Raw genomic sequence first — 17,995 nt, 5'->3', positions numbered from 1 at the left:
CCGGCCCGCCGACCATCGTTGCCGGCTTATTTAGTGACGAGCCGATCTGGAGGATCTCGGCGGCCTTCGCAGGTGTTCCGCCGAGATATTTCCCCGGAACCGACACTCCGGTAATAAGGAGTACATAGTCGGCATTCTGTGCTCTCTGGAGGAGATACGGATCTTTTCTTACCTGGTCGATTGTGAGATAGTCGGCAGAGATCCGGTTCTTCTCAAATGCACCAGCCGCATAACGGATATACGGAGATATGTAAGGCGGAACACCGAAACATGCCGGCTCATCGATGTAACCGTCGATGATTACTGCCTTAGAGGTCATATCCGATCTCCTTCAAGAGATCGCGGGCAATCATCAGTTTCCCGCGCTTCACCGGGTTTACACTGCAATCGTCCAGGTCGAAACCGATGATCCGTATCTGTGACGCGCCAAGCTCCTCAGCGGCGAAGATCGCACGGTCGCCGTCGGTAAATCCGCCGAAATTATGGACATTCCCAAAAGGTTTCCCCTGCGTCGTAAGAACGAGCGATCCTTCAAAGAGAGGAATCCACTTCTTAAGGAGAGGAATATTGTCGCCATGAGCATGGACTACCATAATGGTGCCTTCGAAGTTCATTTCGATAAACGAGTCTTCGCAGCCGTCGAGATCAGTAAAGACAACGTCCGGACGGATTCCGTTTTTATACAATAGATCGGCGGCGGCATCTGCTGCGATCACAGTACCTTCGATCAGGTGCAAATCGTCCTTAAGGCACGGCGCGTTGCCGCACACGGTAACGACTTTCCCGGAGCACACATCCTTAAGGAGAGAGAGATCGTCTTTCGAAGATAATTCGGATGCGAAATGCGCAGCCTTGTCGTCATCGGCCGGATCAAATCCGAAAAAATCGAGAATCCTCGTGTAATGAGGCTCCCACTCTTCATATCTCATTTGATTCTTCTTTGCCCAGACCCACCTGGTCCGCGAATTTTTCAAGAATGGGATCGATAACCAGAGACAATAGCTCTTCTTTGTTCTTTACCATTGAAAATGAGTTCAGCGGTATTCTTGCGGCTGCCATATTCGCATGGCCGCCCGCCTCACCGATATCCGAGAACGCATCCTTCAGGACATTTCCCACATGTAGGCGGATATCCTTGTTGCGTGCGGATATCGTGATGCTGTCATCGCCGATACCGTATGCAATCGCCGTATTCACGCCCTCAAGCTGTATAAGAAGATCGGCCGCCTGCGGGATTACATCCCTGTTCCTTACATAGCCGACGTTTGTGAACAGGTAACCACTCTGGAGTTTTCTGTTCTTTATCGCATCGCCAAGCGCTTCGAGCGTTTCGAGGGCCATCGACGGGGATGTAATCTTTGAAAGAAGGTCGCTGTCTGTCAGCGGAAGGAGAAAAGCGGCATAATTCAGGTCCTGGGGAGTTGTGTTTCTTGTAAATTCTTTTGTATCCGCACGGATACCATATAAAAGAGCAGTTGCGACCTTCTGGTCGATGTTTACACCCAGTTCCTGGATGTATTGCGTCATGATTGATGCAGTTGCACCGGCACTTGGCCTCACATCAACAAAACGCCCCGGCCTCGGATTCTGGTCGGGGAGCTGGTGATGATCGACAATAATATCGATCTCTTTTCCCGGCTCAAGCGCGTTGTTCTCTCCCGGTGCAGACGAATCGACAAGAGCGATATAATCGCACTCGTCTATCGCCTCTGCGGTGGCCTTCTCCATTTCGATATCCAGGAGAGTTACGAATGCGCGATTTTCCTGGTGCCCGATCTTGCCGTCGTATAATATCCGGCAGTTGAGCTGTTTGTCAGTAACATCCTTTGCTATCGCGCAAAGAGCCATTGCACTCGATATCGAGTCGGGATCAGGATTAGTATGGAGGACAATTCCAAGAGTTCCCTCCATTTCCGAAAGAAAATGATATAGCTTTCTCGCAAGCCTCGACGAATGAAGTCTCCTTGTAAGATGAACCACGTTCTTTGCAAAGACTTCCTGGGGATAGAGGGCGATATCCGCGCCCGCTTGCTCGAGGAGAGAGAGACTGAGTTTGTCCACCGCTCTTGCGACAACATAAACCGACGGATATTTCTCCTTTATCCTTTTAACAGCCTCAAGATTCGCATTCTTGTCATTGGAGAGGACAAAAACGACCTCCGGCAGTGGCAGATCGTTCAGGAAACCCGGGTCGGTAATGTTCCTGACAATAGCGTCGAAATTCTGGTCCCTGAGGTCTTCAACTCTCTTTACATCACTGTCAATGACAATTACCTGTTCGGAATCACGGACAAGATTCTCAACTACATTATATCCAATGCTACCGCATCCGAGGACGATATATTTGATCCTGTCCTTCGATCCATTCTGCAGGCTATCGGGCATCTATTACTACATTATCTTTCTACATGTATTTAGGCGATTTCCGAAACGTTTATTTTGAAATAAGAACCACTCAATAAAGCACAATGTATGGGCCTGTAGCTTAGTCAGGCAGAGCGACGGACTCTTAATCCGTAGGCCAGGGGTTCAAATCCCTTCAGGCCCGTTTTTGTAACATTTTTGCAGAATTTTTAGAGAATAAAGAAATCTCTGATGATTTTTATTCAGAAATTTTTTAGTATAAAATTGGATTTTTTTAGTCCCCTATCTGGACCAGCATGTCCTCAAGGCTCGGGTAGTGCGATTCGATCTTTTTTACCCTGCCGCCCGAGGATGTGATCCTTTCGGTGAGCATGTTCAGGGATTCGATATCGGTAACTGTGCCAAGATAGACTTCACCCACCTTGTCGTAATGATCCATGCACTCCTCAAACTCCTTAACATCATCCGCCATGAATTCCACGCTGTAGGAGATCGAACCGTATTCATCTCTGAGTTCATCCATTGAGCCGAGTGCGACGATCCTGCCCCTCTGCAGAATCATGATCTGATCGCATACCTCCTCGACCTGGTAGAGATTATGAGCGCTTAACAGGATGGTTTTTTTATTCTCCTTCTTCATACTCATCAGGAACTCGCTGATGTAGCGGGATGTCATCGGGTCAAGCCCTGAGGTAGGTTCGTCATACACAAGAAAAGACGGATCATGGATCAGGGATCTTGCGATCGCCACTTTTCTCTTCATTCCCTTGGAGAGTTCGCCCAGTTTTTTATTCCCTGCGTCGAGATTCAGGCGGTTGAGGAGTGTATCGCTTCTCTCTTTTATTTTATCGGGTGAAAGCCCATAGATCTCGCCGAAGAATGAAAGGTAACCCTTCACGTTCATAGTCTCGTAAAGCCTCGACTCTTCGGGAAGATATCCAAGCCTCTCCTTGAGGGCGTCAGGGTTTTTGACTACGTCTATTCCTCCGATCTCAAGCTCCCCCGATGTGGGAGCTATCAGCCCGGACATTATCTTAAGGAGTGTAGTCTTGCCCGCTCCGTTGTGACCTATTATGCCGAATATCCCGGTATCGTCAAGTTCGAAACTGACACCGTCGAGGGCATGGAAACCGTTGTAATCTTTGACTATCGATCGGGCTTTAATCATATCAAACAGCGTTATTTTTTGCCAGAACCTTAATAAAGCTTATTATATCACTAATTATTACGAAGAGGGAGGTGTTTTTTGGGCGTTGCACAATGGTTCAATGAGGTAGCCACTATTGCAAAATGGGAACTGAAGCGCTTTTCAGGAACCATGAGCAGGGACATCCTTCCCGTCGCAATAATACTCTTTGTACTTCTCATCGGTGCAACGGGCCTGACCCAGCAAAGCGGACTTCACCTCCAGGACGAGATCTATACGGCAGGATCGGATTCCGACACCGCATCGGCGATTCTTTTAGGCGATTCGAGATTTACGGTTTATTCAATCCCCCAAGGAAGCCGGCCTTCGGGATTCGATCTGATCGTATCAGGCGGCAATGTCTATGCAGCCGATACCGACAAAGGAATGGCTGCACTGAAGGCATTCGATAAAGACTATTCAAATTACAAAATTGCACTTTACAACAGGGAAAGAGACCTCTTCGCGGCATATCCTCTCTGGATCGAGGAGCAGACCGTAGAGAGCGAGCTCGACTTCACCGCTACGCAGATTGGCACAATGGGTTACTATCGTCTCAACCCGAACGAAATTCCGACTCCCGATAACCCGGGAGGATACATCTCCCCGCCTTCGGGTGATATCGACATCTCGATAGAAGAGCTCAGAAATGAACTTATCGCAGGGGAGGGGCAGGACGACCAGCTCAGCAGGTATTCGGATGTGATCAGCGGTGAAGGGATCGAACTGGAATACAAGATCCCCTCTCAGATGTCCCCGTCACTCCCGTTCGACTCGATAATACTGGTCTTCGTCTTCATATTCCCGCTCTATTTCACGTCTCAGTTCTACATGATGAGCATAATGAACGAAAGGATCGAAAGAAGCGGTGAAGCGCTTCTCTCCGCCCCGCTATCAGGATGGCAGATCATCACGGGAAAAGGCCTGCCTTATTTCCTCATGATGCTGGGAATCACCGTGGTCCTTACGGCATTCACGGGCGGGGAATTCCTGATACTACTCCCTATATTTCCGGTAATTCTCTTCTTCCTCGCATTCGCGCTTTTGATAGGGATGCTGGCGAGGAGCTTCAAGGAGCTCTCGTTCATATCCATCTTCTTCTCAACCGTCGCCACATCCTACATCTTCTTCCCGAGCATCTTTGCCAACATCCATATCATCGGAAAGGTCTCACCCCTGACCCTTGTGATCATGACCCTTGAAGGGGAGAGTTATACAGGTCTCGACTATGTCTACTCTACCGCACTATTCTTCCTTACAAGTGCGGTCATCTTCTACATCTCGGCAAAGAACTTCAGCGAGGAAAGGCTCTTCAGCTACAACAAACTGATGGCACGCATAAGGGAGTTCATCAGCACCATAATCTCACGGAGATGGACTAATACATCCCTGCTGCTGATCGCTGCACTCACCATCCCGTTCGTGTTCATGGCGCAGCTGATGTGCCTCGTCCTCTTCTTCAACCTCCCGATGCCGACATCCCTCATTTTGATGCTCGTCTCAGCGGCTTTTATCGAGGAGTTCGCAAAATCGATAGGCATCTACACTATAGCGTACGACAGGCCGGAATGGCTCACATGGAAGAACATCGCGGTCGCCTCCCTTGCCGTTGCGGCAGGATTCCTTGCAGGAGAAAAGCTTCTCCTGTTCGCAACGCTGGCGGAGATCTCCGAATCGGTCTTCGGGGAGATCATGTTCACAAGCCTCCAGGTTCTCTGGATGCCGCTGACCCTGCACTTCGCAGGAATCTTCACAACGGCGGTGATCCTGAAATTCGGCGGGAGAAGGGCATACATCCCCGCTCTTCTGGCTGCGACCCTTGTACATACGGCCTATAATACATACTTCATATTCTTCGGGGGTATCTGAAGATGAATTCCGGAAATCTCAAAATAATTGCAAAGAAGGAAATGTCGGGACTCGTCAGCGAGAAGACGATCATACTCGCGATCATCCTCCAGGTATTCATTGCGATGTTCTCGTCATTCCTGCTTGTAGGGCTCGCATCGATGTACAACCCCGACGCGATAAGCAGCTATTCACACTTCAGGTACCCCATAGGATATGTCGGAAACGACACGCCCCTTCTCGATCACCTGAAGAACGACAGGGATTTCGTAGTCTACGAAGTGTCTCTGTCCGACGGAGTTGCCCTGCTCAAGGAGAGAAAACTGGCGGCGGTCGTCTGGGCCCCGGATACGTCGGAATACGCGGACATTCCGATAAAAGTAACCACCTATACGATAGAAAACGACATCCAGTCGAGTATTGTAAACGCCAGGCTGAAGAATACATTCCTCGAATATGAGGACCGCCTGCGTGATATCCGGAGCTATCGTATCGAGAATACACCGGTACCCCTGAACCTGCCGGAAGCAGACGCCTCTGCGGATTTCTATGAGTTCGTATACGGCCTGCTGATCCCGCTCCTGGTGCTGATGCCCGCAATAATCTCGGGCGCCATGATCATCGATCTCATCACCGAAGAATACCAGAAGGATACTCTGGAGACGCTGATGTCGGCTCCGATCACGTTCCCCGAGGTGATCTGGGGGAAGATCCTGTGCTGTTTCCTCATAGTGCCAGTACAGGTGACAGGATGGCTGATCCTCCTGATTGCAAACGGGATACAGGTGGAAGGAGTGATACCGATTATACTCCATGTATCCGTCGCCTCGCTGATAATAATCATGCTCGGGGCTCTCACGGCTCTAAGATACCGCGAAAGGACGAATGCACAGTTCGTATTTTCAACCGCTCTCGTCGTAGTGATAATTGCTGCACTCGCTTTCCCCATGAATCCCGGAAATCTCATAGTCCTCCTTTCGGTAGGATCTATCGGGCCTGAACACTGGATTATACTGGCACTGATGATCCTCGTCGCCATATTGCTTGGATTCCTGATGACGAAATATGCAGAGCAGATCCGCGATATGGCGATAAAATGAAACAAGGTAAATAGACGGATAAGATACTGTATAGTATAATCAAAGGACTGATTAAGATGGGTTTTGGGAGAACTATTCTTATAATTGCAGTTATAGCCACTGCTTTTATCGCACTGTCCGGAACGGTGTCTGCGGCGGCCTCTGCGTCTTCGGATAAACTGACGATCAACGTCTCCAGTGATGTTATCACTATCGGCGACATCGTTTCGATCAAGGGAACGGTAGCCGGTACCGATTCAAAGACCATTTATATCTACCTGACAGGAGTAGATCTTCCTTCGAAGGGAACCGCACTTGTCGGGGACATCAGGAACGGAAGGCTTCCGTATGAACAGAAATACCTCTCCGGGCCGACCTGGGACTATTCCTGGGATACCGGACTGATTATCGGAGGCCTCGAACAGGGAACCTACACAATATATGTATCTACCGACGACGGCGGCGTGGATAAGCTGAAAGACGGAACATATGTCTCGAAAGAGGTCGAGGTCATCGACCCTTCGGTTGCCACCGAATCATCCCCGGGAGAGATACTGCTGGTAATCGGGTCTCTTGCGGGATTATTCATGCTGGTAAAATTTTACAGGAGAAAGTAAAGGACCTGCAGAGCTTAGCAGGGGTTTCAATATACAATTCCCCTTTTTCAAAGCACAATTAATAAAAGCTTGCGGGTTATAATACCCTCTGATTATTATGTCGAAAAAATTGGTGATTGGAGGAATTACCATTCTGGTGATTCTGATGATAACTGCATCCGCTGTCTCTGCAGAAGAGATCGTAGGGAACCAGGTCGGATGGCTGACATTCCACACGAACGTGGACGGGGCCACGATCTATATCAACGGAAATGCAGTGGGGACGACGGTCAACCAGCAGTATACCTACACGGTCTACCTTGACGGAAGCCCGTCGAGCATGCCGAGTACTGCGTACGCTGCAAAAAGTGGTTACAGCAACAGCAATGTAATTGGTCTCAGCGTTCCTTCCGCAGGAAATACCAATGATTACTACCTGACCCTGAACCCGAACACACCCACAACAGGATCTATCTATGTCCAGTCTTCGCCCGCAAATGCGATGGTCTACATAGACGGGACATACTACGGCAGAACACCTCAGAGCATTACAGGTCTTTCCACCGGATCCCACTCAGTTCTGGTCCAGAAGAGCGGATATGAAGACTGGTCCACAACAACGTCGGTCAGCGGCGGGGGAACGACTACAGTCTATGCTACCCTGACGTCAGTTGAGAAATACGGATCGATCAGTGTAAGATCGACACCTTCAGGCGCCTCCGTTTATCTTGACGGAAATTACCAGGGAACGACACCTATGACAATCTCCGGTGTTGTAAAGGGCGGTCATATGGTTGAACTGGAGAAATCCGGCTATTACGAATGGAGCGGGCAGGTAACTGTGTATGCCGGCCAGACTACATCGGTCAGCCAGATCCTGAACCAGATACCCAACCCTTCAACCGGAACAATCTCGGTCTCATCGACACCCGGCGGGGCATATATCTACCTTGACGGTGCCTACGAAGGCGTGACCCCGTATTCCGGCAGCTACATAATCCAGAACGTAGAGTCCGGCAGCCACACGATTTCGGCCAGGCTCAGCGGGTACCAGACTTCAACAGTTCAGACCACTGTCCAGGGAGGGGGAGTTGCAACCGTTACGATGCCCCTTACGCCTGTATCGACAACAACAACCGGCACGCTGGATATAACATCCAACCCGACCGGGGCAAACGTTTACATCAACAATGAATACAGGGGAATCGCTCCTCTCTCCCTGACTCTTGATACCGGCGAGTACAGCGTGAAGTTCTCGCTCACCGGGTACACCGACTCCACAGTGAGTGCCACCGTCAACGCCGGCGCAACCTCGACTGTCCAGGGATCGCTTGTTCCGTCATCGTCACCGACCCAGACGGGAGTAGGCATATTCTCGATAATTGCAGCAGGAATAATCGGCGCTGCAGCTTTTGCGCTTATAGCAAGAAGGCAGTGACCCGGATCTAATCCGGCACACTTTTTTTATCTTCAAACCAGAGATTTTACCAGATGAAATTCACCGTTGTCTCCCCGGACATCTACACCTACGGGGCCATGCTTATCGGCGGCATCCTGAGGGACGAGGGATACAATGTCAGCCTGAGCACGAAAGTGAGCGTAAAGCCGAAAGAGACTCTGATGCTCAGCCTTTTTTCCACCCAGCATCTTCTCTCTGACGAGATCAAAAAGCTGGTAAAGGATCACAGGTCAAAGGGGGGAAAGGTGTACGTCGGAGGCCCGGTTTCCGCGTACTTCGAGATGGTTCTGGGGGAACTGGAGCCGGACTGTGTATGTGTTGGAGAGGGCGAGGAGACGGTAAGAAGACTCGCCAGAAATGGTGTTTCCGACGACTGCCCCGGCCTTGCATTCTATGACGACGGCGGTGATATCGTATTCACCGGAAAGGCCGAAAGAGTCGATGTAAATAAGAGGCCCCTCCCGCTGATACCTCCTGACATCGGGTCGCAGGATATCAGGGGTGCATCCGCATATATAGAGACGCACAGGGGCTGTACCGGAGGGTGTACATTCTGCCAGGTTCCACGTTACTTTGGGAGGGATATCCAGAGCAGGAGCATAGAGGATATCCTTAAAGAGGTCAGGGAATTCAAAAAGAGAGGGGCGAAGAGACTCTCGGTCTCAGGCGGAACGGGATCGCTGTTCCAGTATAAGAACGGAGAGATCAACGAGGAGAAGTTTATCGAACTGATGAAAGGAATGGCGGAGATTATGGGCCCTAAGAATATCTCGTCGCCGGATATACGGGTGGACTGCATATCCGACAATATCCTCGAAGCTATTCGCAACTACACGATAGGCTGGATCTTCTTCGGCCTCGAATCGGGAAGCGACAGGGTCCTGAAGAAGATGGGCAAGGGGGCGACTGCAGATCAGGCCGCAGAGGCAGTAGCCGCATGCCACGAGCACGGGCTGAAGGCGGCAGGCAGTTTCATCGTCGGTTATCCCGGCGAGACGGAAGAGGACTATGAGATGACGAAGGACTTCATCACCATGAACCAGCTGGACGATGTTTTCATCTCGATCGCAGAACCGATCCCAAAGACTCCTCTTGCAGATCTCGTTCTACGGACTCCTGATGAAGAGAACCCTGTCTTTGTCCCTCACACCGGCGAATACAAGGCCTTAAAGATCACGGAGGCCGAGGCGAGATCGTTCGACCTGATGATGCATGCCGATCTCTTCAGGACGAACATGAGGCCCGTTACAAACGATATCTTCGATATCTATCTTAAAAATGTCAGGAAGGACGGGGACGATATCAGGCGGGCAACTGCGGTTTTGAGGAAGTATTACGGTGGATAGATCAAAATTCTTATCAGCGCCGTGTTATCATAACTATTGACAGGATATGATTCAGGGTATCATCGGTAAGCTAAAATCAAGATATTCTGATTATTTACTTTTTCTCGGACCAGGCCTTCTTCTTGCGATTGCTGCCGCAGGAGAGAGCGGCCTTACTGAGGTTATTGCATCGGGCGCCCATTACGGATTCGAACTGATCTGGGTCGTTATAATTACCCTGATATTCAAATTCGCATTTACTACCGGAATCGCACGATATACCCTCGCGACAGGTGAGACAATATTCGACGGCCTCCGGAAGATACCGGGGCCGAAGAACTGGACTGCATATTTTGTTCTTATAATCTACCTGCTCGAGATGTTCGCATTTGCCGGGATGCTCCTCATGGGCGGGATCTTTCTCGATTATCTCATCCCCGGCCTGAATCCCCCGTGGCTTCTTGCAATAATCTCTCTTGCCGTTATCATGTTCCTGCTGTGGAAGGACTCCTATGAAAGGATCGAAAAGATAGTCATAATAATCGCAGTCCTACTCTTTGCCGGCATAATTGTCGTCCTCTCTCAGTTCTATCTTCACGGGCCGGCGATCCTCGACGGGTGCATTCCGACGATCCCTCCGGGATCTGCGGTTACGATCATGGCACTGATGGGATCGATCGGGTCGGGCCTTAATATACTTCTGTACTCCGTGTGGCTCCACGAGAAGACAGGCGGAGAATGTGGGGAGAAATTCTTCCGGCGATATATCAAAAGCATCAACCTGGATCTCGTCCTGGCCTTCTCGCTTGTCGGTTTTATAACACTGGTCTTTATCGGGCTGGGAGTAAGCGGATTCGTCGTATCCTACCTGGGCCACGGCGAGGAGGTAACGACGGAGGCGATAATCTCGCAGGTCCTCTACATAGTCGGCACGATCCCCTACGGGATTACCGTCTTCCTGGTCTTCGGGTACATCATAATGTTCGGTGCAGCGATATCGGGGATGGATGGTAGGGCGAGAGCCGTTTCTAGGATGATCAAGGGTGCTTTGAGACTGAAAACGGATGAAAAGATCCTCTACAGGGGATGCCTGGTATTATTTGCGGCGATCATCATAATCTCGTTCTACTACTTTACTGACCCGATGCTTCTCCTCAGGCATTCCGCTGCAATCGCATCGATAATATTTGCCGCATTCGGTTTTGTGATAATCTACCTGGACAGGAAACTGCCGAAGTACTCGAGGGGCAGCAGGCTCTGGCTGACCGTGATGGGAATCGGCTGTTTCGTGTTCCTGTATATTGCACTGACCCTTGAGAATGCTATCCTCGAATTCGGCCTTCCTCTCGTTGAAAGAATTCTCTTCATTGCATTTGTCCTCTATATACTCTCGAAGACAGAACTTTTCACGAAATTAATCGAAGGCAGGGCGGATCTGCTCGACAAAATCTGGACCATTGCGATCTTCGGTGCGATCTCGATCTACGGAACCTATCGCGGCATCGAATACGGGGGCCTTATCGTCAACTTCAGGGATCTCGGGCCGATGATTGCCGGCCTTCTCGGCGGGCCTGTTGTAGGGTTATTGTCTGGGATTATCGGTGCCGTATACCGCTATTCTATCGGCGGCTGGACAACGGTCCCCTGTATGGCAGGAACTATATTTGCAGGGTTGTTCGCGGGCATATACTGCCATATCTACAGGGGGCAGATCACATATTACAGGGCCGCACTGCTTGCAATAATCGTAGAGTGTGTTCATATTCTGCTGTTTGTTCCGCTATTCGTAGCAGACATCACCCTCGAACAATATCTTATGGTCATCGATACGTCGCTGCTGCCGATGATCACCGCGAATATAGCTGGTCTTCTGATATTCGTATATCTCTTAAAAATCTCAGGCAGCCGCCTGCATGACTACTGGCCGCTGAAGAAGAAAGTGATCGAAGAAAAGCAGAAGGAGGGCGATGAAGATGAGAACTGAATTCAGGCAGGAAATGCTCCTGAGATCGGCATTGATCGTTTTCATTGTAACTGCTGCGATCCTTTCTTCGGGATGTACGATCCTCAAAACAGGGGAGGTACCGGAGGACGAGATCGTCATAGGTGTCCTTCTCCCGTTTTCCGGGAACATGGAGGAGTACGGGGTCGGCTTTAAGGAAGGTATCGATATGGCCATCGCCGATATCAATGACGAAGGGGGAATACGCGGAGTTCCCGTCCGTGCCGAATACCAGGACACCTTCGGAACACCCAACATCGCGATATTCGGTTTCAAAAGGTTCGCAGATATGGGACTAAGCGTCATAATAGGGGATGCTTCGAGTACGAATACGCTGAAGATAGCCCCTCTTGCGGAGGAGGCCGGAATAGTGCTGGTATCCCCGGGAGCTACATCTCCGGATCTTTCGCAGTACAAAAACTACGTATTCCGGACGATATCCTCGGACACCTACCAGGGAAGGGGTATTGCAAAGGTCCTGATGTCGCTCTACCCTGAGGCGGAGAACGTATCCGTCGTATTCATGGACAACGATTACGGTACTGCTCTCGCAGAGGCTTTCATGGAAGCTTTCAGGGAGAAGGGCGGCAATCTAACCCAGGAGATAGAATTTTCGGAAGACATGGAAAATTACCCGGATATCGCCCTTGCACTGAAGGAGGGCAACCCCGACGCAGTGGTTCTTATCAGCTACCAGGAAGAGGCTGCGATGATAATGAACGCGGCGAAGCTCCAGGGAATGGAAGATACTATATGGATCGGATCGGAGGCCCTGATCGATGACAAACTGATAAAAAGCACAGGGGACTATTCCGAAGGAATGATCGCGACGATGCAGGCAAACCATATCATCTCCGAGTCATTTGCCGGGCGCTATATGGAGGAATACAACAAATCCTACGTAGACTGGCCCGTTCCCTACGGCTACGACACGATGATGATAATATCACAGGTAATAGAGGCGAAGGGCTATGAACCCGATGCCATCAGCGAAGGATTAAAGGAGATCAGGTACGTAGGCGTCTGCGGTGCGAAATCATTCGATGAAAACGGGGATATTTACCCGTCCTACGATGTCCTCCAGGTGCAGGACGGGGAATGGTTCCAGATACGGTGGAACGAGATCCTCTACGGATCGGAGAATAATCAGAAAAGCCACTGATCAGGTTCCGAATACCTTTCTCTTTTCTTTAATCCTCTTCGAGATCACCAGTATCAGATAGACAAGTGAAACAAGGATAATTATCGTCGCCCCTGAAGGTATGTCGAAGAAGTACGAAGCGAATATCCCCCCGGTCGTAAAGATCATGCCCAGGATGGCCGAGAGCACCATCATGTGGCCCAATTTTCCGGTAAACTCCCTGCTGATTGCAACGGGAAGTGCAAGAAGGGCGATTACAAGGATTACGCCCACGACCTGTATCAGGACCACGACTGTAAGAGCCGTTAAGACCAGCAGGAAGATCATGACCGCCTTCGAGTTGATATTCATCAGGGAGGCGTACTCCTCGTCGAACGTTACGGCAACGAGCTGGTTGTAGAAGAGAAACACCGAGAGCAGTATGACCGCAACAAGGCAGGCCATCATTACGATCTCGCTGAAGGGAACGAGAAGGATGTTTCCGAAGAGATAGCTCATCAGGTCGGGTGCAAATCCCGGCGTGAGGTACACGAACAGTATACCGAGAGCCATTCCGCCGGACCATATCGCGCCTATCATCGTATCGGTGTTCTGGTGGGCGGTATTCCTTACATGACCGATTGCGGCAGCAGAGGCAACGGCAAATCCTGCCGCACCAACGATCGGGTCTATGCCGAGATAGTAGCCGAGACCTATTCCGCCGAACGCCGAATGAGAGATTCCTCCCGCAAGGGAGACCATTCTCTTGATCACTACGAACGAGCCGATCACCCCGCATACTATGCTTGCAATGACCCCGGCGAGAAGGGCGTTCCTGAAGAACTCATACCCGAGAATCGTGATGACGCTCATTTGTCATGCCCCCTGAACACCCTGTGCGGGACGCCGTGTGCGATCACGTCGACCGGACACCCGTATGCCGAAAGGAGCATATCATCGGTGATCTCGTTATCGTGATGGGTGTAGATCTTTTTGTTGAGGCATGCGACCTTGTCTACCTCGGGGGTGAGCGAACCGATATCGTGCGTCACCATTACGATCGCCATCCGATCCCTGAGCGAGAGCAGGAGCTCGAAGAATTTTTCCGCGGTCGGGGAGTCTATATAGACAGTCGGCTCGTCGAGAAGGAGCACCTTCGGCTCGCCCGCGAGCGCACGGGAGATCATCACCCTCTGCTGCTCACCGCCGGAGAGCTCGTCGATGCTGTTCCCGGAATAACGGGAGATGTCCATTATCTCCATCGCCTTCTCGGCCGCATCCCGGTCTTCCTGCCTATAGCTCTTTCTGACACCCCTGATATGGCCGAGTCTCCCGGTCAGGACCATCTCTCCAACGGTTATCGGATATGAGAAATCGTATGTCCGAAACTGGGGGACGTAGCCGAGGACCGAACGATTGTCCTTCAGGTCTCCGCCGTTGATCCTGACAGTGCCCGAATCGGGGGTTATGAGCCCAAGGATTACCTTCAGGAGAGTTGTCTTGCCCCCGCCGTTCGGCCCGATTATCGCGTGGAACTCACCGGGATAAATGTCGATTGACACGTCATCGATAATGACGTGGCCGTTCATCTTCAGCGAGATGTTCTTTACTTCTACAATTGGCTCTGTTATGAGTCATCTCCTCCTGAAAATGCTTTGGAGACCGTCCTCATATTCCCGAGATAATCTTCGGCGAGCGGATCGACAATGGCAACTTTGCCGTCGATCTCTGCTGCTATCGCATCCGCATCCGTGGAGCTGAACTCCGGGGATACGAATATCGTGCTCACGTTGTTTTCTATTGCCTCGTCGACGAGCTCTTTTATTCCGGCGGGGGTCGGCTCTTTTCCCTCCTCTGAGATTGCGATCTGCTTGAGGTCGTAATCGCGGGCGAAGTATGTCCATGCAGGATGGGAGACCATGACGACCTTAACACCTGATGCGTTGATCTCATCCGAAATTTCGCTATCGAGATCTTCGAGTTCGCCGATATATGCTGCTGCGTTTGCGGTATAATAATCTGTCCCGGACGGATCGAATGACGAAAGGCCGTCACGGATGTTTTCAGCCATCTTCACTGCATTCCCGGGAGAGAGCCAGATATGCGGGTCGGCACCGCCTTCGGTGTCGCTGTATACCAGGTCTACGCCTTCAGACGAATTGATTATTGTTATTCCGGGGTTCAGCTCCTTTAGCTTGTCGAGCCATGTTAACTCGAACTCGATTCCCGAACCGACAATAACATAGAGATCCGAATCCGAAACCTCGGCGAGATCAGATGGTGTCGGTTCGTATGAGTGCGGATCGGCACCGGGCGGGACGAGGACGAATACGTCGACGTTGTCCCCGCCGACACTTTCGACGAACTGCTCCTGCGGAAGGATGGTTACCGTCACTTTTACTTTCTCCCCGCCGGCTGATGCGGAGCTGTCCTCTCCTCCGGTGCACCCGCATGAGAGTGCAAATGGAATGAGAATTATCGCTGTTAAAATCAGACCTTTTACAGAGCAATGCACATAATCGCTTCCGGTTTTATTTTACAGAATAAGATGAGAGCTGATTGATATAAGTGTTGCTGGTGGTTTTTTCGGATTTCTGCCATCCGCGGAAAATGATTCAAAATATGATGAAAAACCGATTCCTGATTGATATTCAGGCGCGGTTTTTCTCCATGTATGCATCGATCCGATCCGCTACATTTTTTCTCAGGTTTTCGTAGAATATCGCGTAATCGTACATGTGGTATACTCCTTTAGGGAAGGTGACGCTCGTTGCAGGGAGCTCTTCAGGATTTGATATATCGGTTATCACCAGTGCGTTTCCGACTTTTTGTGCGGCGGCGAAGTTGGGGTACCTTGCCGGGTTTGCGGGATTTTCGTGCCTGAAGAATGCCGCCCCGGCGTTCATCCCGGCAGGGGCAAACTCTTCGTCGCATCTCCAGTTGAGGGGATTTACTACAAAGGTTCCGCGGATGATCGTCGGACCCTCTTTTTCCTTGTCCTTCTCATCCGATATCGTATTGTAGAGGATGAAGCACCCGGTATCTGTCGCGTCTTCGCTGATCCTCATCAGCGGATTTATGTCGAGATCCTCCTGTGTTATCGAATAGCCGATTGTATAGGCGGCAACAAGCTTCTCTAATGATTCTTCGTCACCGAACATGAGTTCACCGGCCTTTGCAAGTTCTACTGTTCTGACCGACCCCTGGCTGTGGGCGGCAATGATTACGGGCCTCTCGCCGCGGTTGAAATTCTTCATGAAGTAGTCGAATGCGGCTATAAGATCCTGCTGGCCGAGGCTGAATATCGGCTTTGCAGCGGTGAGCATCAGGGGATTGATCTTCACGTTGTTCTGCCTATAGAATGGAGCGTATATATTCGCCTGCCCGTCGAATATGCTGGCCTGCTCGACAAGCGTCCATTCGGCCTTCTCCCTAAGCCAGGGATCTGAGAGGTCCATTAAGTATGTCGAATCGTCGGAGAGGATCGTCGGGTAGACCCAGAAGACATCGACCGGCTGCTTTTCTTTGGTGAAGTGCTCCGGCATCGTAAGCCAGCAGTCGGGATTAGAGTAATCCGGGGCTTTTGGTACATCTTTGCCCGGGTCGAAGGGAGGAAGCTTCTGCGGTATGCCGAGCTCCTGCCCCCTGAGATCTTCAAGACCGGGTTCGTCGCCTGATATGATATTCATCACTCCGTTACTTTTACAATCGCGTTTTGGGCCCGACATTTAAAATAAGTTTGTTTTTGAGGTTGTTTTGAATATGTCGAATCCTCTCACAGTACTCTTAAAATAACGGATGATCTATAAAAAAATGAAAATGAGGTGCTAGAATGAATTCCAAAATTATTTCTCTGCTGATAATCTCGGCAGCGATATTTTGTGTAATCTGCCCGGTACAGGCGGATGCGGGGCAGTCGGAACAGATTACGATTACGGCATCGGGAGACGGTTCATACTATAAAGGAGAGGTGATCACTTTCTCTGGAGAGGATACAGTGTCAGATTACGTGTACCTGTTTATCTGTGGACCATTAATCGACCCGAACGGTGTCAAACCTGACGATCCCGGTACAGCGGCTGAAACAGGAAACGTTGATACCTTTAGCAGGGCTGCGGTTGCTGATAACGACACATGGAAATATGTACTTTTCAATGTCACAGACTTTGAGCCGGGAACCTACACTGTATTTGCAGTAACCGAACCGAATAACATTGAAGATTTGTCAAAAGGCACATATGATTCCGTATCGATCGCAATTCAGAGGCCGTTTATTACGGTACAGGTTTCCGAACCAGTTGTACAAAGAGGCGAAGAGCTTGTGATTACCGGCAATGCCAGTTGGATGCCGCATTCGGTTGCCATATGGGTCCTGGGTTTCAATTACTGGAACGGTGCCGAAAACGGTTCGATGGTTACAGTAATACCGGAAGATGACGGCTCATACAGCTACGTACTCGACGGAAACGAGACTGCGAAGATGGAAGACGGGAAATACTATGCAATTGTCCAGCACCCGATGTACAACGATGAGTTTAACGTCATTACAGAGGACGATTCTTCCGGAAACGGTGTGCTTGTCACGGGAATCAGGACAGAGTCCACGGAAGAAGACGGACCGGGTTTCTATATCGGCGGTAATTATGCACTGAGAGGTGCTGATGCCGCGGAGGCACTTATCGAAGAGATAGATTCGGCCGACATTGACGATACATATGACAAATGCGAGTTTGAAATTAAAGGCCAGGTTGAAAATAGTTAGTCAGGGAGCAATCAGCCCGATAAAATACAGACAATTCAATACTTGCATTAATCGGGAATTTTTTGCAGGGATATCAGGATAAAACTGATCCCTGCCATATTCATTTATGACAAATCTTTACCGTTCATGACCGGTTTGGGATGCCGAATGCCCCTGTTTTTCTTTTGGATCTTCTGTTTTACATGAAGATCATTTTGTAATTTACATGAAACAGTCCATGAAACCTTTGTTTCATAACGTTTTTGGTCATGAGT

Annotated in this window: 15 protein-coding genes, 1 tRNA gene and 1 pseudogene; 9 read left to right on the top strand and 8 right to left on the bottom strand. The window is 50.2% G+C overall.

Annotated elements, in window-relative coordinates:
• The 3 genes and pseudogenes from METPAY_RS06885 to METPAY_RS06875 form a co-directional block, all read right to left on the bottom strand.
• Positions 1-319: pseudogene (locus METPAY_RS06885) on the bottom strand (radical SAM protein); the annotation flags it as partial.
• On the bottom strand, positions 309-929 hold the full coding sequence (locus METPAY_RS06880; RefSeq protein ID WP_048150583.1) for a 6-hydroxymethylpterin diphosphokinase MptE-like protein: 621 nt from the start codon (positions 927-929) through the stop codon (positions 309-311). The pseudogene METPAY_RS06885 and the gene METPAY_RS06880, both read right to left, overlap by 11 nt.
• On the bottom strand, positions 919-2,385 hold the full coding sequence (locus METPAY_RS06875; RefSeq protein ID WP_048150579.1) for a DHH family phosphoesterase: 1,467 nt from the start codon (positions 2,383-2,385) through the stop codon (positions 919-921). The genes METPAY_RS06880 and METPAY_RS06875 overlap by 11 nt, the downstream gene beginning before the upstream one ends.
• Before the next feature lie 89 nt (positions 2,386-2,474).
• On the opposite strand from METPAY_RS06875, the gene METPAY_RS06870 reads away from it, so the two are divergent.
• Positions 2,475-2,548: transfer RNA gene (locus METPAY_RS06870), tRNA-Lys, on the top strand.
• Positions 2,549-2,638: 90 nt separating this feature from the next.
• Here METPAY_RS06870 and METPAY_RS06865 read toward each other — a convergent pair.
• The gene (locus METPAY_RS06865; protein WP_048150575.1) at positions 2,639-3,532 is read right to left on the bottom strand and encodes an ABC transporter ATP-binding protein; all 894 of its coding nucleotides are present in this window, start codon (positions 3,530-3,532) and stop codon (positions 2,639-2,641) included.
• A 78-nt stretch (positions 3,533-3,610) separates the two neighbouring features.
• Between METPAY_RS06865 and METPAY_RS06860 the strand changes: the two genes are divergently transcribed.
• The 7 genes from METPAY_RS06860 to METPAY_RS06830 all read left to right on the top strand — a co-directional run bounded on the left by METPAY_RS06860 (position 3,611) and on the right by METPAY_RS06830 (position 13,021).
• Positions 3,611-5,419, top strand: coding sequence for an ABC transporter permease (locus METPAY_RS06860; protein ID WP_048150572.1), 1,809 nt, complete (start codon positions 3,611-3,613; stop codon positions 5,417-5,419).
• 2 nt (positions 5,420-5,421) lie between these two features.
• Entirely contained in the window at positions 5,422-6,498 is a 1,077-nt protein-coding gene (locus METPAY_RS06855; RefSeq protein WP_048150569.1) for an ABC transporter permease, read from the top strand.
• Positions 6,499-6,554: 56 nt separating this feature from the next.
• Positions 6,555-7,094, top strand: a complete 540-nt coding sequence (locus METPAY_RS06850) for a hypothetical protein (protein ID WP_048150567.1) — start codon at positions 6,555-6,557, stop codon at positions 7,092-7,094.
• Between the two features lie 145 nt (positions 7,095-7,239).
• Positions 7,240-8,511, top strand: a complete 1,272-nt coding sequence (locus METPAY_RS06845) for a PEGA domain-containing protein (RefSeq protein ID WP_245611552.1) — start codon at positions 7,240-7,242, stop codon at positions 8,509-8,511.
• Between the two features lie 53 nt (positions 8,512-8,564).
• On the top strand, positions 8,565-9,878 hold the full coding sequence (locus METPAY_RS06840; protein ID WP_048150561.1) for a methyl-coenzyme M reductase glutamine C-methyltransferase: 1,314 nt from the start codon (positions 8,565-8,567) through the stop codon (positions 9,876-9,878).
• 46 nt (positions 9,879-9,924) lie between these two features.
• Positions 9,925-11,841 carry an Nramp family divalent metal transporter gene (locus METPAY_RS06835; protein WP_048150558.1) on the top strand — a complete coding sequence of 639 codons (1,917 nt, stop codon included), beginning with the start codon at positions 9,925-9,927 and terminating at the stop codon, positions 11,839-11,841.
• Entirely contained in the window at positions 11,831-13,021 is a 1,191-nt protein-coding gene (locus METPAY_RS06830) for an ABC transporter substrate-binding protein (protein ID WP_048150652.1), read from the top strand. Before METPAY_RS06835 ends, METPAY_RS06830 begins: the two co-directional genes overlap by 11 nt.
• On the opposite strand, the gene METPAY_RS06825 is transcribed toward METPAY_RS06830, so the two are convergent.
• From METPAY_RS06825 to METPAY_RS06810, 4 genes are all read right to left on the bottom strand, one after another.
• Positions 13,022-13,852, bottom strand: coding sequence for a metal ABC transporter permease (locus METPAY_RS06825; RefSeq protein ID WP_048150555.1), 831 nt, complete (start codon positions 13,850-13,852; stop codon positions 13,022-13,024).
• The gene (locus METPAY_RS06820) at positions 13,849-14,568 is read right to left on the bottom strand and encodes a metal ABC transporter ATP-binding protein (RefSeq protein ID WP_306413919.1); all 720 of its coding nucleotides are present in this window, start codon (positions 14,566-14,568) and stop codon (positions 13,849-13,851) included. The genes METPAY_RS06825 and METPAY_RS06820 overlap by 4 nt, the downstream gene beginning before the upstream one ends.
• A gap of 38 nt (positions 14,569-14,606) precedes the next feature.
• Entirely contained in the window at positions 14,607-15,494 is an 888-nt protein-coding gene (locus tag METPAY_RS06815) for a metal ABC transporter solute-binding protein, Zn/Mn family (RefSeq protein WP_048150550.1), read from the bottom strand.
• Positions 15,495-15,630: 136 nt separating this feature from the next.
• Positions 15,631-16,668 carry a DUF3089 domain-containing protein gene (locus METPAY_RS06810; RefSeq protein WP_048150549.1) on the bottom strand — a complete coding sequence of 346 codons (1,038 nt, stop codon included), beginning with the start codon at positions 16,666-16,668 and terminating at the stop codon, positions 15,631-15,633.
• Between the two features lie 143 nt (positions 16,669-16,811).
• On the opposite strand from METPAY_RS06810, the gene METPAY_RS06805 reads away from it, so the two are divergent.
• Positions 16,812-17,741, top strand: coding sequence for a hypothetical protein (locus METPAY_RS06805; protein WP_048150546.1), 930 nt, complete (start codon positions 16,812-16,814; stop codon positions 17,739-17,741).
• The last annotated feature ends 254 nt before the right edge of the window (positions 17,742-17,995 follow it).

This window comes from Methanolacinia paynteri, assembly GCF_000784355.1.
GTDB classification, from domain to species: domain Archaea; phylum Halobacteriota; class Methanomicrobia; order Methanomicrobiales; family Methanomicrobiaceae; genus Methanolacinia; species Methanolacinia paynteri.
This window is presented reverse-complemented; position numbering and strand designations above follow the sequence as displayed.

Coding starts and splice junctions, on each gene's coding strand:
- METPAY_RS06820 (WP_306413919.1), bottom strand. CDS start 14,568: ATGAACGGCCACGTCATTATCGATGACGTGTCAATCGACATTTATCCC.
- METPAY_RS06825 (WP_048150555.1), bottom strand. CDS start 13,852: ATGAGCGTCATCACGATTCTCGGGTATGAGTTCTTCAGGAACGCCCTT.
- METPAY_RS06855 (WP_048150569.1), top strand. CDS start 5,422: ATGAATTCCGGAAATCTCAAAATAATTGCAAAGAAGGAAATGTCGGGA.
- METPAY_RS06835 (WP_048150558.1), top strand. CDS start 9,925: ATGATTCAGGGTATCATCGGTAAGCTAAAATCAAGATATTCTGATTAT.
- METPAY_RS06805 (WP_048150546.1), top strand. CDS start 16,812: ATGAATTCCAAAATTATTTCTCTGCTGATAATCTCGGCAGCGATATTT.
- METPAY_RS06840 (WP_048150561.1), top strand. CDS start 8,565: ATGAAATTCACCGTTGTCTCCCCGGACATCTACACCTACGGGGCCATG.
- METPAY_RS06830 (WP_048150652.1), top strand. CDS start 11,831: ATGAGAACTGAATTCAGGCAGGAAATGCTCCTGAGATCGGCATTGATC.
- METPAY_RS06810 (WP_048150549.1), bottom strand. CDS start 16,668: ATGAATATCATATCAGGCGACGAACCCGGTCTTGAAGATCTCAGGGGG.
- METPAY_RS06880 (WP_048150583.1), bottom strand. CDS start 929: ATGAGATATGAAGAGTGGGAGCCTCATTACACGAGGATTCTCGATTTT.
- METPAY_RS06865 (WP_048150575.1), bottom strand. CDS start 3,532: ATGATTAAAGCCCGATCGATAGTCAAAGATTACAACGGTTTCCATGCC.
- METPAY_RS06845 (WP_245611552.1), top strand. CDS start 7,240: ATGATAACTGCATCCGCTGTCTCTGCAGAAGAGATCGTAGGGAACCAG.
- METPAY_RS06875 (WP_048150579.1), bottom strand. CDS start 2,385: ATGCCCGATAGCCTGCAGAATGGATCGAAGGACAGGATCAAATATATC.
- METPAY_RS06850 (WP_048150567.1), top strand. CDS start 6,555: ATGGGTTTTGGGAGAACTATTCTTATAATTGCAGTTATAGCCACTGCT.